Source organism: Chachezhania antarctica (genome assembly GCF_003646465.1).
GTDB classification, from domain to species: Bacteria; Pseudomonadota; Alphaproteobacteria; order Rhodobacterales; family Rhodobacteraceae; genus Chachezhania; species Chachezhania antarctica.
In genome coordinates this window covers 41118-54671 of the sequence record NZ_QZEX01000013.1, presented here as the reverse complement: position 1 = coordinate 54671, position 13554 = coordinate 41118, and the positions used below count along the sequence as shown (strand labels likewise).

At 65.8% G+C, this 13554-nt stretch carries 10 protein-coding genes and 1 tRNA gene; 3 read left to right on the top strand and 8 right to left on the bottom strand.

The window, feature by feature from the left end; all coding sequences use genetic code 11:
- Positions 1-57 precede the first annotated feature (57 nt).
- The gene (gene hmgA / locus D4754_RS20110; protein WP_121067201.1) at positions 58-1413 is read right to left on the bottom strand and encodes a homogentisate 1,2-dioxygenase; all 1356 of its coding nucleotides are present in this window, start codon (positions 1411-1413) and stop codon (positions 58-60) included.
- Positions 1414-1568: 155 nt separating this feature from the next.
- Between hmgA and D4754_RS20105 the strand changes: the two genes are divergently transcribed.
- On the top strand, positions 1569-2054 hold the full coding sequence (locus D4754_RS20105) for a MarR family winged helix-turn-helix transcriptional regulator (RefSeq protein WP_121067371.1): 486 nt from the start codon (positions 1569-1571) through the stop codon (positions 2052-2054).
- On the opposite strand, the gene D4754_RS20100 is transcribed toward D4754_RS20105, so the two are convergent.
- From D4754_RS20100 to D4754_RS20085, 4 genes are all read right to left on the bottom strand, one after another.
- Positions 2051-2485, bottom strand: a complete 435-nt coding sequence (locus D4754_RS20100; protein WP_121067198.1) for a glyoxalase superfamily protein — start codon at positions 2483-2485, stop codon at positions 2051-2053. The two genes, D4754_RS20105 and D4754_RS20100, sit on opposite strands and share 4 nt — an antisense overlap.
- Complete coding sequence (locus D4754_RS20095) at positions 2482-3879, bottom strand: MATE family efflux transporter (RefSeq protein WP_121067195.1); 1398 nt, start codon at positions 3877-3879, stop codon at positions 2482-2484. The genes D4754_RS20100 and D4754_RS20095 overlap by 4 nt, the downstream gene beginning before the upstream one ends.
- A gap of 193 nt (positions 3880-4072) precedes the next feature.
- Entirely contained in the window at positions 4073-4840 is a 768-nt protein-coding gene (locus tag D4754_RS20090) for a transporter (protein ID WP_205589679.1), read from the bottom strand.
- 153 nt (positions 4841-4993) lie between these two features.
- Positions 4994-7276, bottom strand: a complete 2283-nt coding sequence (locus D4754_RS20085; protein WP_121067189.1) for an adenosylcobalamin-dependent ribonucleoside-diphosphate reductase — start codon at positions 7274-7276, stop codon at positions 4994-4996.
- Positions 7277-7421: 145 nt separating this feature from the next.
- On the opposite strand from D4754_RS20085, the gene D4754_RS20080 reads away from it, so the two are divergent.
- A complete protein-coding gene (locus D4754_RS20080) occupies positions 7422-7856 on the top strand; it encodes a DUF1489 family protein (RefSeq protein WP_121067186.1) in 435 nt (144 codons plus the stop codon).
- 163 nt (positions 7857-8019) lie between these two features.
- Here D4754_RS20080 and D4754_RS20075 read toward each other — a convergent pair whose 3' ends face one another.
- From D4754_RS20075 to D4754_RS20065, 3 genes are all read right to left on the bottom strand, one after another.
- A complete protein-coding gene (locus D4754_RS20075) occupies positions 8020-8856 on the bottom strand; it encodes a 3-oxoadipate:acetyl-CoA acetyltransferase (RefSeq protein WP_121067183.1) in 837 nt (278 codons plus the stop codon).
- Positions 8857-9013: 157 nt separating this feature from the next.
- Positions 9014-9099: transfer RNA gene (locus D4754_RS20070), tRNA-Leu, on the bottom strand.
- A gap of 219 nt (positions 9100-9318) precedes the next feature.
- Complete coding sequence (locus tag D4754_RS20065; RefSeq protein ID WP_121067180.1) at positions 9319-9927, bottom strand: tetratricopeptide repeat protein; 609 nt, start codon at positions 9925-9927, stop codon at positions 9319-9321.
- Positions 9928-10138: 211 nt separating this feature from the next.
- Between D4754_RS20065 and putA the strand changes: the two genes are divergently transcribed.
- A complete protein-coding gene (putA, locus tag D4754_RS20060) occupies positions 10139-13540 on the top strand; it encodes a bifunctional proline dehydrogenase/L-glutamate gamma-semialdehyde dehydrogenase PutA (protein WP_121067177.1) in 3402 nt (1133 codons plus the stop codon).
- Positions 13541-13554: the final 14 nt, after the last annotated feature.

Sequence of the window (13554 nt, the reverse complement as noted above, 5' to 3'; positions counted from 1 at the left end):
TGTCGTGAATGGGTTGGCCCCGGCCGAACTGCCGGGACCGTCAGACGCGGGTGCGCCCTATTTCTTGCCGGGCTTGCCGTCGAATTTCTTCTCAAGACTGTCCCAGCAGTCGATGTAATTGTCCTGCAGCGGTGCTTCCTTGCCCGCGAAGGCGGTCAGGTGCTGCGGGAAGCGGGTTTCGAACATGAAGGACATCGTGTTCTCCAGCTTGTCCGGCCCGAGGTTGGCGTTCGATGCCTTCTCGAACGCGTCGCGGTCCGGGCCATGCGGCAGCATCATGTTGTGCAGGCTCATGCCGCCGGGGACGAAGCCATGCGGCTTGGCATCGTACTGGCCGTAGATGTTGCCCATCAGCTCGGACATGATGTTCTTGTGGTACCACGGCGGGCGGAAGGTATCTTCGGCCACCAGCCAGCGTTCGCGAAACAGCACGAAATCGATGTTCGCCGTGCCCGGCACGCCCGACGGCGCGGTCAGCACGGTGAATATCGACGGATCGGGGTGATCGAAGAGGATCGCGCCGACGGGGCAGTAGTTCCGCAGGTCGTACTTGTAGGGCGCGTAATTGCCGTGCCACGCCACGACATCCAGCGGGCTTTGCGGGATCTTCGTCTCGTGAAACTGGCCGCACCACTTGATGGTCAGGGTCGACGGGACCTCGCGATCCTCGAACGCCGCCACCGGCGCCTTGAAGTCGCGCGGATTGGCAAGGCAGTTGGCGCCGATGGGCCCGCGGCCAGGAAGCTCGAACTTCTGGCCGTAGTTCTCGCACACGAACCCGCGGCACGGGCCTTCCAGAACCTCGACGCGGTAGACGAGGCCGCGGGGCAGGATCGCGATCTCCTTCGGTTCCACGTCGATGATGCCCAGTTCGGTGGCAAAGCGCAGCCGGCCTTCCTGCGGGACGACCAGCAATTCGCTGTCGGCCGAGTAGAAATATTCGTCCTGCATCGACGTATTCACAAGGTAGATGTGCGCGGCCATCCCGACCTGTGTGTTCACGTCGCCGGCGGTCGTCATCGTGCGCATGCCCGTGAGCCACGTCAGCGCATCCTCCGACGGCGGCACCGGGTCCCAGCGGTACTGGCCCAGGCTGGTCACGTCCGGATCGACGTTCGGCGCCGATTTCCAGTAGGGCAGATCGATCTTCGTGTAGCGGGCCGAATGCTTGACGGATGGCCGGATGCGATAGGTCCACGTCCGCTCCGGCGGGTTGGCGGTGAAGGCAGTGCCGGACAGTTGTTCGCCATAAAGGCCGTAATTGCACTTCTGGGGCGAATTCATGCCCTGCGGCAGCGCATCGGGCAGCGCTTCGGTTTCGAAATCGTTGGCCCAGCCCGGCATGTAGCCTTCGTTCACGCCAGTCCCGCCGGCGGCGCGGACCATGCCCTGGGGCAGTTCATGTTTCGTCATCGCTGATCCTCCCGGATTGGCGCGCGCAGCATTGATGCACCGCGGATTCGCTATTCAAATATAAATGTAGCAATTGCAATGATGTCAAGATTTCATAGCGGATGCAATGAAATCGCTTGAACTGACACGGGCCTGCGGGTGAGATGGGGCGCAGCATGACCGACCAAAGCCCCCCTCCCCTGCCCGAGTTCGACCTCTTGGGCTTCACGCCCTACCGTCTGGCCGTCGCCGCCAAGCGCACGAGCGAGGCATTGGCGAAACAGTACCGGTCACGCTTCGGCATCTCGATCCCGGAATGGCGGGTGCTGGTGCATCTGGCCTATGCGGGCAACGTTTCCGTCCGCGATATCGAGGCACGGGTGGCGATGGAGAAATACGAGGTCTCGCGCGCTGCCAAGCGGCTGGAAGAAGCCGGGCTGATCGAAAAGCGCGCCCATCAGACCGACCGGCGGCTGGTGGATCTGGCGCTGACGGCAAAGGGGCGGCTGATGATGGCGGAACTTCTGCCCATCGCCCGCGCCCACCAGGAAGCGCTGGAAGCGCGGCTGGGCGACGCCTTCGAGCAGCTGGAAACCGGGCTGGAAAAGCTGCTGGAAGACATCGAGCCGTTCTCGACCGAGAAGCAGGCGCCCCGGGGTTAACCGGGGCGTTGCGGGATTTCCACGATCAGCTGGGGCACACCGTCCGACGTCTTGCGCACGGATCGCCCGTCCGGGCCGACGGTCCCGCTGACGCGACGGCGGAGGTTCGAAAAACCTTCGAACCGCACCGTATCCACCGGCGTGTCGAACTGGATCGTCAGGCGGAACTGCCCGGCCGGCCGAGCCAGCGCGATGATCCGTCCCGTGAAGGCCTGTCCGAGGTACGACCCGCGCACCTCCTGCCCAAGGCCGAAGGTCTCGGGCTCCACCGCCGCCAGCCGCGCATGAAGCACGTTCCAGTCCTTCGCGCCGTTCTGGCGGGCGACGAGTTCCAGCGCTTGCGCATGGCTGATCACGGTCCCGTTCTCCCCCAGCGCCACACGCAGGGCTTTCGCCTGCGCCTTGGCATCGCCCAGTGTCTCGATGCTCATGCCATGCCCTCCTGCTTGGCCAGACCAAAGCCCGGGCCGGTCGTCCGCTGTTTCAGGCTGGCGACGACGATGAAGATGGCCACGACCGCCAGAATGGCCTCGGCCAGCGGGGCGGCGTACCACATCGTCGGAGTGCCAAAGCGCGTGCCCAGGAACAGCACCAGAACGGGGCTGAGCAGGAACGGCTTCAACAGGGACAGGATCGCCGTCCGCAGGGGCTGCCCGACCGCCTGAAAGTAGATCGACAGGACAAGGATCGGCCCCGAGAGCGGGTACAGCCACACCATGGGCCGCAGGATATCGCCCACCTGTGCCACCACGCGCGGATCGTCGGCAAACAGGCCCCCGATCCAAGGGCTGAAGCCAATCAGCAGGATCTCCATCCCCAGCCCGTAGATCAAGCCCACCCCGGCGGCGAGCCGCAGCACCGCGTCCGACCGGACATAAAGCCGGGCACCCACGTTGTTGCCGACAACCGCCTGCATCGCCAGCGCGACGGCCATGAACGGCAGGTAGGTGAAGGACAGGATCCGCGTGACAACGCCGTAGCCCGCCACGGTTTCGGCAAAGGCATCCCCGGCGGCCACGGGCAAGGTCGCCACGATCGTCGCCGACACCACGCCGATCCCGAAGAAGCCAAGGCTGACCGGCGCCCCCAGCGACAGGATCCGCGGCCAGAACCTGACCCAGGATTGCCGCAGCGAAGCCCCTAGCGAAAGCTGACCGCCACCCCGCAACCGCAGGCCTACAAGCAGCGCAAGGCCAAGCCCCTGCGCCAGCGCCGTGCCCCAGGCCGATCCGGCAACGCCAAGATCCAGCATCACGATCAGGACGTAGTTCAGCACGATATTGGCGAGGGTCACGCCCACCGTCAGCACGGCCATCAGGCCCGCGCGGCCTTCGTTGCGCCAGGCGTCACCGTGCAGGCCCAGCAGGAACTGCACCGGCGTTGCCAGAATGGTGATCGCAAGGTAGGTGCGCGCCATTTCCGCGATACCGGCCTGACCGCCTGACAAGTGGCTGATGCCCATGCTGCCGAACACGGCGAAGGCCAGGTTCAGGATCAGTGCGATGCACAGCGCCAGCCCGTGCGCGCCGGCAAAGACCGCGCCCGCCGCCGCATCGTCGCTTGCGCCAAGGTGACGGGCCAGAAGGCTCGACATGCCGCCGCTGACCAGCACCGACAGCGCGATGATCGTCATGAGAACAGGGAAAATGACACTGACGGCGGCCAGCGCGTCGGTGCCTATGAAATGGCCAAGAAACATCGCGTCGACGATGTTTTGCAATCCGCTCATCAGCATGACCAGCACCAAGGGCACGGCCTGCGCCATGAATACACGCGCCACGGGGGCGGTCAGCAAGCGGTTATCCTGGGTGTCCGGAACAGACATCCTTCACTCCTCGGGTAAGGCAATTCGCGACTGATGGGGGCCTGCATTGCCCACCAACGAATTGCTTCGAGGGCGAGGGACGTCGAATTCTCCAGGCTTCACCGTGACCTAAGTCTGCAGGCGGCAGGTGCCCGGCACCTTTGCGGGGCAATAGGCGCAGCCTGCACGTCGGTCAAGACAAATGATTCCGGGCCTATTTCGGGTACAGGAACGTCACGATAAACCGCGCGCCCCAGCCGTCCGGGCCGTTGGGCGTCGAATCCGCGTAATATCGCGCGCCGCCGCCGATGCTGACGGGCTGGCTGCCGATCTTCGTCACCTTCGAGACCATGAAGTTGACCGGCACCTGCTGGGTCCCGGCGACATGATCGAAGGTGGATTCCGAATTCAGCGTGAAGCTGACGGACTTGGCCGTGGTATAGCTCAGGAACGGCTGGACGTAGGTCGCGTTGATCTCGGTCGCGCCGGCCCCGCCGCCCACATCCCAAAGCTGGTTGGCCAGTATGCCATAGGTCCAGGGCCCCGACTGCTTCAACGCCACGCCGGTGACGCCAGCGGCGAACTGGTCGGCGGACAGGCCGGTCTGGTTCGACGGCAGCAGGAAGGCCGGCCCAACCCCCCAGATCAGGCCCCCGGCGGTGGGTTCCTTGGGCGAGAAGAAGAACGATTGCAGCACGTCGCCGACACCCGACTGCGTCGTGCCCGGCGTCACGTCATTCTGGACTGCCAGCGGAATGATCGTCCGTGAAATCAGGTTCAGGCTGGGCGACAGCGAAATCGGAACCACCGGCTGCAGGTTCATCGTGTACTTGTTGCCATCGCCAGACGCACCGATGCCCTGGTCGTAGTTCAGCTGGAACGGCACGCTGATGAGCGAGGCAACAGGGTTCTGAAGCTGTTTGGCCAGATCCGTATCGGCCCGCGCCACGGCTGGCAGCGCGCACACAATCCCTGAAGCCATTGCAAGGGTTCGAAGGACGTTCATGACGAGACCTTGTTAAGATACCGCGCCGGGTGCCCTATCAACCGCGCTCGGATCCACCATAACGTGAATCCAAATCGCAGCAAACACCCAAATCAGCGCAGACTCCTCAAGTCTCCCGGTAAATACCGATCAGGCACATTTCGAATGGCCGCAACTTGCGCAGGTCATGCAGCCTTCCAGCATCCGCATCTCGAATTCGCCGCAGCTTGGGCAGGCTTTTGCCGTGGGCTTTGTGCCGCTTCCCATCTGCATCGTCGGATCCATTTTCAGGCCCGAGCCTTCGGTTTCGATGAACCCGGTCGAGATCAAGTGCTGTTCGATTGCGCCGCCGATGGCCGCGAGGATCGACGGGATGTACTTACCCTCCATCCAGAAGCCGCCGCGCGGGTCGAAGACGGCTTTCAGTTCCTCGACCACGAAGGACACATCCCCCCCGCGCCGGAACACGGCCGAGATCATCCGCGTCAGCGCGACGGTCCAGGCGAAATGCTCCATGTTCTTCGAGTTGATGAACACCTCGAACGGGCGGCGGTGGCCGTTTATGACGATGTCGTTCACGGTCAGGTAGATCGCGTGCGGGCTGTCGGGCCATTTCAGCTTGTAGGTCCGGCCCTCCAGCCCCTTCGGGCGGTCGAGCGGGTCGGACATGTAGACGACCTCTCCCCCCGCTTCGGCGTTCTGTTCGGCGGCCGTGGTCTGTTCTTCCTGCGGCTTGGCTTCGCTGACGCTCAGCACGCTGCCCGTGACTTCGTTCGGGCGGTAGGTGGTGCAGCCCTTGCAGCCGGTGGCCCAGGCCTCAAGGTAGACGTCCTTGAACTCCTCGAACGAGATGTCTTCCGGGCAGTTGATCGTCTTCGAGATCGACGAATCGACCCATTTCTGCGCTGCCGCCTGCATCTTCACATGGGCCTTGGGGCTCAGCGTCTGGGCGTTGACGAAATAGTCCGGGAACGGGGCATCGCCCATACGGTCGCGCCACATCTGGACGGCGTAGTCGACGACTTCCTCTTCCGTCCGGCCGCCATCGCGCAGCAGCACCTTGCGCTTGTAGGCATAGGCGAAGACGGGCTCGATCCCCGACGACACGTTGCCGGCATACAGGCTGATCGTCCCTGTCGGCGCGATGGAGGTCACCAGCGCATTGCGCACACCATGCTCGCGGATCGCGTCGCGCACGTCATCGTCCATCCGCTGCATGGTGCCGGAGGCGAGGTAGGGCTCCGCATCGAAGAGCGGGAAGGCGCCCTTCTCCTTCGCCAGTTCGACGGAGGCCAGGTACGACGCCCGCGCGATGGCCTTCAGCCAGGCTTCCGTCTGGGCCGCGGCTTCGTCCGTGCCGTATTCCAGCCCGGTCATCAGCAGCGCGTCGGCCAGCCCGGTGACGCCCAGCCCGATGCGGCGCTTGGCCTGCGCCTCGGCCGCTTGTTCGGGCAGCGGGAAGTTCGAGATGTCGACGACATTGTCCATCATCCGCACGGCAGTGGCGACGAGTTCGGACAGCGCGTCTTCGTCCACCGAGGCGGTGTCGCCGAAGGGATCGGTCACCAGCCGGGCAAGGTTGATCGAGCCCAGAAGGCAGGCGCCATAGGGCGGCAGGGGCTGTTCGCCGCACGGGTTGGTGGCGGCGATCGTCTCGCAATAGTTCAGGTTGTTCTCGGCATTGATGCGGTCGATGAAAATCACGCCGGGTTCGGCGTAATCGTAGGTCGCCCGCATGATCTTGTTCCAGAGATCCCGCGCCTGAACGGTGTGGTAGACCTTTTCGCCGAATTTCAGATCCCACGAGGCATCCTTGTCGACGGCGTCCATGAAGTCATCGGTCACGAGGACAGACAGGTTGAACATCCGCAGCCGCGCGGCATCGGACTTGGCGGCGACGAAGCTCTCGATATCCGGGTGATCGCAGCGCATCGTCGCCATCATCGCACCACGGCGCGAACCTGCGGACATGATCGTCCGGCACATCGCATCCCAGACATCCATGAAAGAAAGCGGTCCCGATGCATCGGCGGCCACGCCCAGCACGTCGGCGCCCTTGGGCCGGATGGTCGAGAAATCGTAGCCGATCCCGCCACCCTGCTGCATCGTCAGCGCGGCTTCCTTCAGCATGTCGAAGATACCGGCCATGCTGTCGGGGACCGTGCCCATGACGAAGCAGTTGAACAGCGTCACCCGTCGCGCCGTGCCGGCTCCGGCGGTGATGCGCCCGGCGGGCAGGTACTTGAAGTCTTCCAGCGCGGTGTAGAACTCCTCTTCCCAATGGTCCGGGTCCTTTTCGACCTGCGCCAGGTCGCGGGCGATTCGGCGCCACGTGTCTTCGACCGTCAGGTCCTCGGGCGTTCCGTCGGCCGCCTTGAAGCGGTATTTCATGTCCCAGATCTGCTCGGCGATCGGGGCTGCAAAACGGCTCATCTGTGCGAATCCCGGGTTGGTGTGGAGGATATTCAGACTACAGGAAGAGGCCCCGCACCTCAACGCCGCAGACGCTATCGGTTGAAGAATCGTGGCGGCAGCCTACAATATGATGATGGGATGACGTTTTGGGGGCGATGGGAACATGAGTGTCCATCTGGTGAAGCTCTGTGTCGGGGCTGACGATATCCAGGATCTGGAAACCTGGCAGATCCGCCGCCGTGCGGAACTGCCGGACGGCCTGCCGCGCCACGTCACCCGGATGTGGCCCAAGCGCGAGGCCGAGCTGGTGGATGGCGGATCCCTGTACTGGGTGATCCGCGGCATGATCCAGTGCCGCCAGAAGGTCCTGCGGCTCGACGAGGTCACGGCCGAGGACGGAACCCGCCGCTGCGCCCTTGTGCTGGACCCCGAAATCCACCGCACCGCAGGCGCGCCGCGCCGGCCGTTCCAGGGCTGGCGCTACCTGGCCGAAACCGACGCGCCGCCGGACCTGTCGGCGGGTGCAGCCAACCGCAAGAACGACGATGTCCTGCCCGCGGACCTGAACCGCGCGCTGGCCGAGATCGGCGTTCTCTGAAGTCACCGGTGCAAACGGGGCTGAGCGCAGAAATCGCGCCCTCAACGGCCCCGCCCGCCCACCCCGGCAGTCGCGCGATGCGCTCCCGCCGGGCCGCATCGGGCGCGATCCGGCGCGATGCGCCGGGGCCAGCCCGTTATCGGATCACTCGGGGTTTGGCGGCCTACGCCGCGTGGGGACGCAGGCCCAGAATCTCGCGCGTCTGGGCAAATGTCGCCACCGGACGCTCGTACTTCTCGCAAAGCTCTGCCGCCCGGGTCACCAGCGCCGCGTTCGACGGCGCCAGCCGGTCGCGATCGAGGCGGACGTTGTCCTCCATCCCCGTCCGCGCGTGACCGCCCGACGAGATCGCCCAGTCGTTCAGGACGATCTGGTTCGGACCGATCCCCGCCGCACACCACGGCGCACCGGGGAAGAAGCGGTTCACGGTGTGGACATAGAAATCGAACACCTCCCGGTCGACCGGCATCGCGTTCTTCACGCCCATCACGAACTGCACGTAGGGCGTCTCCGGGATCGCGCCTGCCGCGTGCATTTCCGCCGCCTTGAAGATGTGGCTCAGGTCGAACGCCTCGATCTCGGGTTTCACGCCATGGGTTTTCATCTCGTCCGCCAGCCAAGCTACCAGGTCCGGGCTGTTCTCGTAGACGCGCGTGGGAAAGTTGTTCGAGCCTACCGACAGGCTTGCCATGTCGGGCTTCAGCGGCAGCATCCCGCCCCGCTCGCGCCCCGCGCCCGACCGGCCGCCGGTCGAGAACTGGATCACCATGCCCGGGCAGTGCGTCTCCAGCCCCTCCTTCAGGCGCGCGAATTTCTCGGGGTCCGAGGTCGGCGTCTGATCGGGGTTGCGGACATGGGCGTGGCAGATCGTGGCGCCCGCCTCGAAAGCCTCCTGCGTGCTTTCCACCTGTTCCTCGATGGAAATCGGCACCGCCGGGTTGTTTTCCTTGGTCGGCAGAGAGCCGGTGATCGCGACGCAGATGATGCAGGGGGACGACATGTGAATTTCCTCCGGTCTACGCGGCAGGCCACCGCGGCGGGGCGCAGTGTTGCCATCGCGGGCCGGATGTCAACGCACCTGCGCGTCCCGGCCTCCGTCAAGGGTCGTCCCGAACGTGGGGCGCGCGCGCAGCAACCGGACCGGCAATCCGGGCGGGTGGTGCGGGCGGTGGGACTCGAACCCACACGGGACAAAGCCCTTCGGATTTTAAGTCCGATATGTCTACCATTCCATCACGCCCGCGCGCGCCCGGATGTTCACGCTTTCTGCCGATCCGGGCATGCGGGCGCAAGCGCTCTGTGACACCACGGCAGGACAACGCCAGATCCGTGGCCGCAGCGTCGCGACATCCGCCCCGAAACATGCGCCTTGCGCCCGGCAAGCGGGAAGGAGGATCCCGCAAGGGATCCGACGGGGGTGGGCGGGCGGGCCGCTTGCCGGGCGCAAGGCGCGGCGCGTCGTTCAGAGATCCCGGCCCACATCCGCCAGCGCCCCGCCGGGCGCGATCAGGCGCCGCTCGGGCAGCCACGGATTCAGCTCCAGCGCCTGCGACAGGGCCACACGTGCCTCGGCCAGCCGGCCCAGACCGATCAGGGAAAGCGCCCGCCCGCTCATCGCCGCGACATGGCGCGGGGAAATCTCCAGCGCCCGGTCCAGGTCGGGCAGGGCCGCGGCATAGTCCTGCCGCAGGAAGGCCACGAAGGCGCGCTGGTTGTAACCTTCGGCATAGTCCGGGCAGTAGTCGATCAGCCGGTCAAACGCACGCTGGGCCCCCAGAAGATCGAAGGACCGTCGCTGCGTCATGCCCCGGTCGAGAATGGCCTGCGCCGGCTCGTCCGGCGCATCGGCCCAAAGCGCCCACATCCGGTTCGAAATCGCACGCGCCGCGCCCTCGTTCGGCGCCGCCTGAACCTCGGCGATCAGGTCCTCCAGTTCGGCCGTGTGATCCGGCGCGGGCGGGCAGGTACTTTCAGCTTTTCGAAGGCCCGGGGGAGCCGCATCCGGCCGATCCAGACCGGGCACCGGCGCGAACCCGAAGGTCAGGGCCGCCAATATGGTGATCACGGGCATGATGAAAAAGTGATGCAGTCCGCGTCCCGGTCAAGTGATTTTCTCCATGTTCCGAAGCTGCCCTGCCCGGAAACACCCCTGCAGCGGGCCCGGACGCCTCAAACTTGTCCACTTCCGGCCGAACGGCTTGCCGTGGCCGGCAGAAATTGTTCAAGTCGCCCCAGCCGCCACCGGTGGGGCTTTCCATTCAGTAAACAACTGCGAGTGATCGATGCACGCTTCCCTGGACGATCTGACCTACGCCGACCCTGATGCCGTGCTCGACAGCCTGGTCCAAACCGCCAGCCTGACACCCGGTGACCGTACGAAGATCACCGGCGCCGGTGCGGATCTGGTCCGGTCGATCCGCAGCCACTCCGCCCCCGGCCTGATGGAAACATTCCTCGCAGAATACGGCCTGTCGACCGAGGAAGGCGTGGCGCTGATGTGCCTCGCCGAAGCACTCCTGCGCGTCCCCGATGCCGACACTATCGACGCCTTGATCGAAGACAAGATCGCGCCGTCCGACTGGGGCAAGCACCTTGGCCATTCGACATCGGTACTCGTCAACGCCTCGACATGGGCACTGATGCTCACCGGGAAGGTGCTCGACGATGAAAGCACAAGCCCTGCCAAGTCGCTCCGCAGCGCGGTGAAACGGCTGGGCGAACCGGTGATCCGCACGGCCGTGGGCCGCGCCATGCGCGAGATGGGCCGCCAGTTCGTGCTGGGCGAGACCATCGGCAGCGCCATGACCCGCGCCGCGGGGATGGAGGCCAAGGGCTACACCTATTCCTACGACATGCTGGGCGAGGCCGCGCGCACCGAAACCGACGCCAAGCGCTATCACCTGTCCTATGCCCAGGCCATCGCCGCCATCGCCAACGCGTGCAAGCACGACGACATCCGCGACAACCCCGGTATCTCAGTCAAGCTGTCGGCCCTGCATCCCCGGTACGAGGTCGCCAAGGAAGCCCGCGTCATGGCAGAGCTTGTCCCCCGCCTCCGCTCGCTGGCGCTGCTGGCGAAATCCGCCGGCATGGGCCTGAACGTCGACGCGGAAGAGGCCGATCGCCTGTCGCTTTCGCTGCAAGTGATCGAGGCTGCGCTGTCCGAACCCTCGCTGGCCGGGTGGGACGGGTTCGGCGTCGTGGTCCAGGCCTACGGTCTACGGGCCGGCGCGGTGCTGGACACACTTCATGAAATGGCAGAGAGACATGACCGCAAGCTGATGGTCCGCCTCGTCAAGGGCGCCTACTGGGATACCGAGATCAAGCTTGCACAGGTCAAGGGCGTGGCAGGCTTCCCGCTTTTCACGCAGAAGGCGGCGACCGACGTCTCCTATATCGCCAATGCCCGCAAGCTGCTGGGCATGACCGACAGGATCTACCCGCAGTTCGCCACGCACAACGCGCACACGGTGTCCGCCGTCCTGCACATGGCGGACGAGATGGACGCCGAAGGGAAGTACGAATTCCAGCGCCTGCACGGGATGGGCGAGGCGCTTCACGACATCGTCAAGAAGAAGAATTCCACCCGCTGCCGGATCTACGCCCCCGTGGGCGCCCATCGCGACCTGCTGGCCTACCTTGTGCGGCGGCTGCTGGAAAACGGTGCCAACTCGTCCTTCGTGAACCAGATCGTCGACGAGACGGTGCCACCCGAAACCGTCGCCGCCGATCCCTTCGTCACGATCGGGGAACCGGGACAGGACATTCCCACGGGTCCTGAGCTGTTCATGCCGGAACGCCCGAACGCCCGCGGGTTCGACCTGACGCACCGACCGACGCTGGCCAAGATCGACGCGGCGCGGGAGCCGTACCGCGCGCATCAATGGGCCGCCGAACCCCGCCTTGCCGGACCGTCGGCGCCCGAAGCGGCCGTCCCGGTCACCAACCCGGCCGATCCGTCCGACAGCCCGGGGACCGTGGCCCACGCCAGCAAGACCGACGTGGAAACGGCGCTGTCCGCCGCGCAGCCATGGAACGCCCCGGCCGCGGAACGCACGGCGATCCTGAACAAGGTCGCCGACCTCTACGAGGAACGCTTCGGCGAAGCCTTCGCGATCCTCGCCCGCGAGGCCGGCAAGACCATCCCCGACGCCGTGGCCGAACTGCGCGAAGCCGTCGATTTCCTGCGCTACTACGCCGAGAACATCCCCGAAGGCGATCCGGCAGGCATCTTCACCTGCATCTCGCCCTGGAACTTCCCGATGGCGATCTTCACCGGCCAGATCGCGGCGGCGCTGGCCACCGGCAACGCCGTGCTGGCCAAACCCGCCGAACAGACGCCGCTGATCGCCGATCTGGCCGTGTCGCTGATGCACGAGGCCGGCGTGCCCGCCAGTGCCCTGCAACTCCTGCCCGGCGGCGGAGAGGTCGGCGCGTTGCTGACCTCCGATCCGCGCGTGTCGGGCGTGGCCTTCACCGGCTCCACCGCCACGGCGAAGCGCATCCGCAGCGCCATGGCCGATCACATGGAACCCGGCGCGCCGCTGATCGCGGAAACCGGCGGTCTGAACGCCATGATCGTCGACAGCACCGCCCTGCCGGAACAGGCCGTGCAGGCCATCGTCGAAAGCGCCTTCCAGTCGGCGGGCCAGCGGTGTTCGGCCCTGCGGTGCCTGTATCTGCAGGACGACATTGCCGACACGGTGCTGGAAATGCTCACCGGCGCGATGGACGAACTGGAGCTCGCGAACCCCTGGCCCCTGTCCACCGATTCCGGCCCCGTCATTGATCAGGCCGCGTGGGACGGTATCGCCGCCCACATCGAAACCGCCCGGATCGAAGGCCGCCTGCTGAAACAGGTCACCGCCCCCCGGATCGGCACCTTCATCCCGCCCACGATGATCGGCATCCCCGGCATCGCGGCGATGGAGCGTGAGATCTTCGGCCCCGTGCTGCACGTCGTTCGGTTCAAGTCCTCGGACCTGCCCCGCGTGATCGCCGACATCAACGCCACGGGCTACGGGCTGACCTTCGGTCTGCAGACCCGCATCGACGACCGCGTGCAGGAGATCACCGAGGCGATCCACGCCGGCAATATCTACGTCAACCGCAACCAGATCGGCGCGATCGTGGGCTCCCAACCCTTCGGCGGCGAGGGCCTGTCCGGTACTGGCCCCAAGGCAGGTGGGCCGCTCTACATGGGCCGCTTTCTTGCGCCCGACCGGCAGGAGGCGTCCGGCCAATTCACCACTGCCGCGGGCAAGCTCCCGGCCCCCGTCGGCGCGACCGGCATCCAGGAGGCGCAGATCATGCCGGGCCCCACCGGCGAATCGAACCGCCTGACCGCCATCCCCCGCGCGCCGCTCCTGTGCCTTGGCCCCGGGGCGGAGGCGGTCGAAGAACAGGTTCGCGCGGTCACAAAGGCGGGCGGCCAGTCCATCCGCGTGGACGGCACCATGACGCCCGACGCCGTGGCGAAGGTTCCGGACATCTCCGGCGTGATCTGGTGGGGTGACGAGGCCTCGGCCCGCGCCTACGATCAGGCGCTGGCCACCCGCGACGGCCCGATCCTGCCGCTGATCCCCGGCATCCCCAGTCCCGACCGTGTTCTGGCCGAACGCCATGTCTGCGTCGACACCACCGCCGCCGGCGGCAACACCGCGCTGCTGGGCGGAATGGAATAACAGAACGGCAGCAC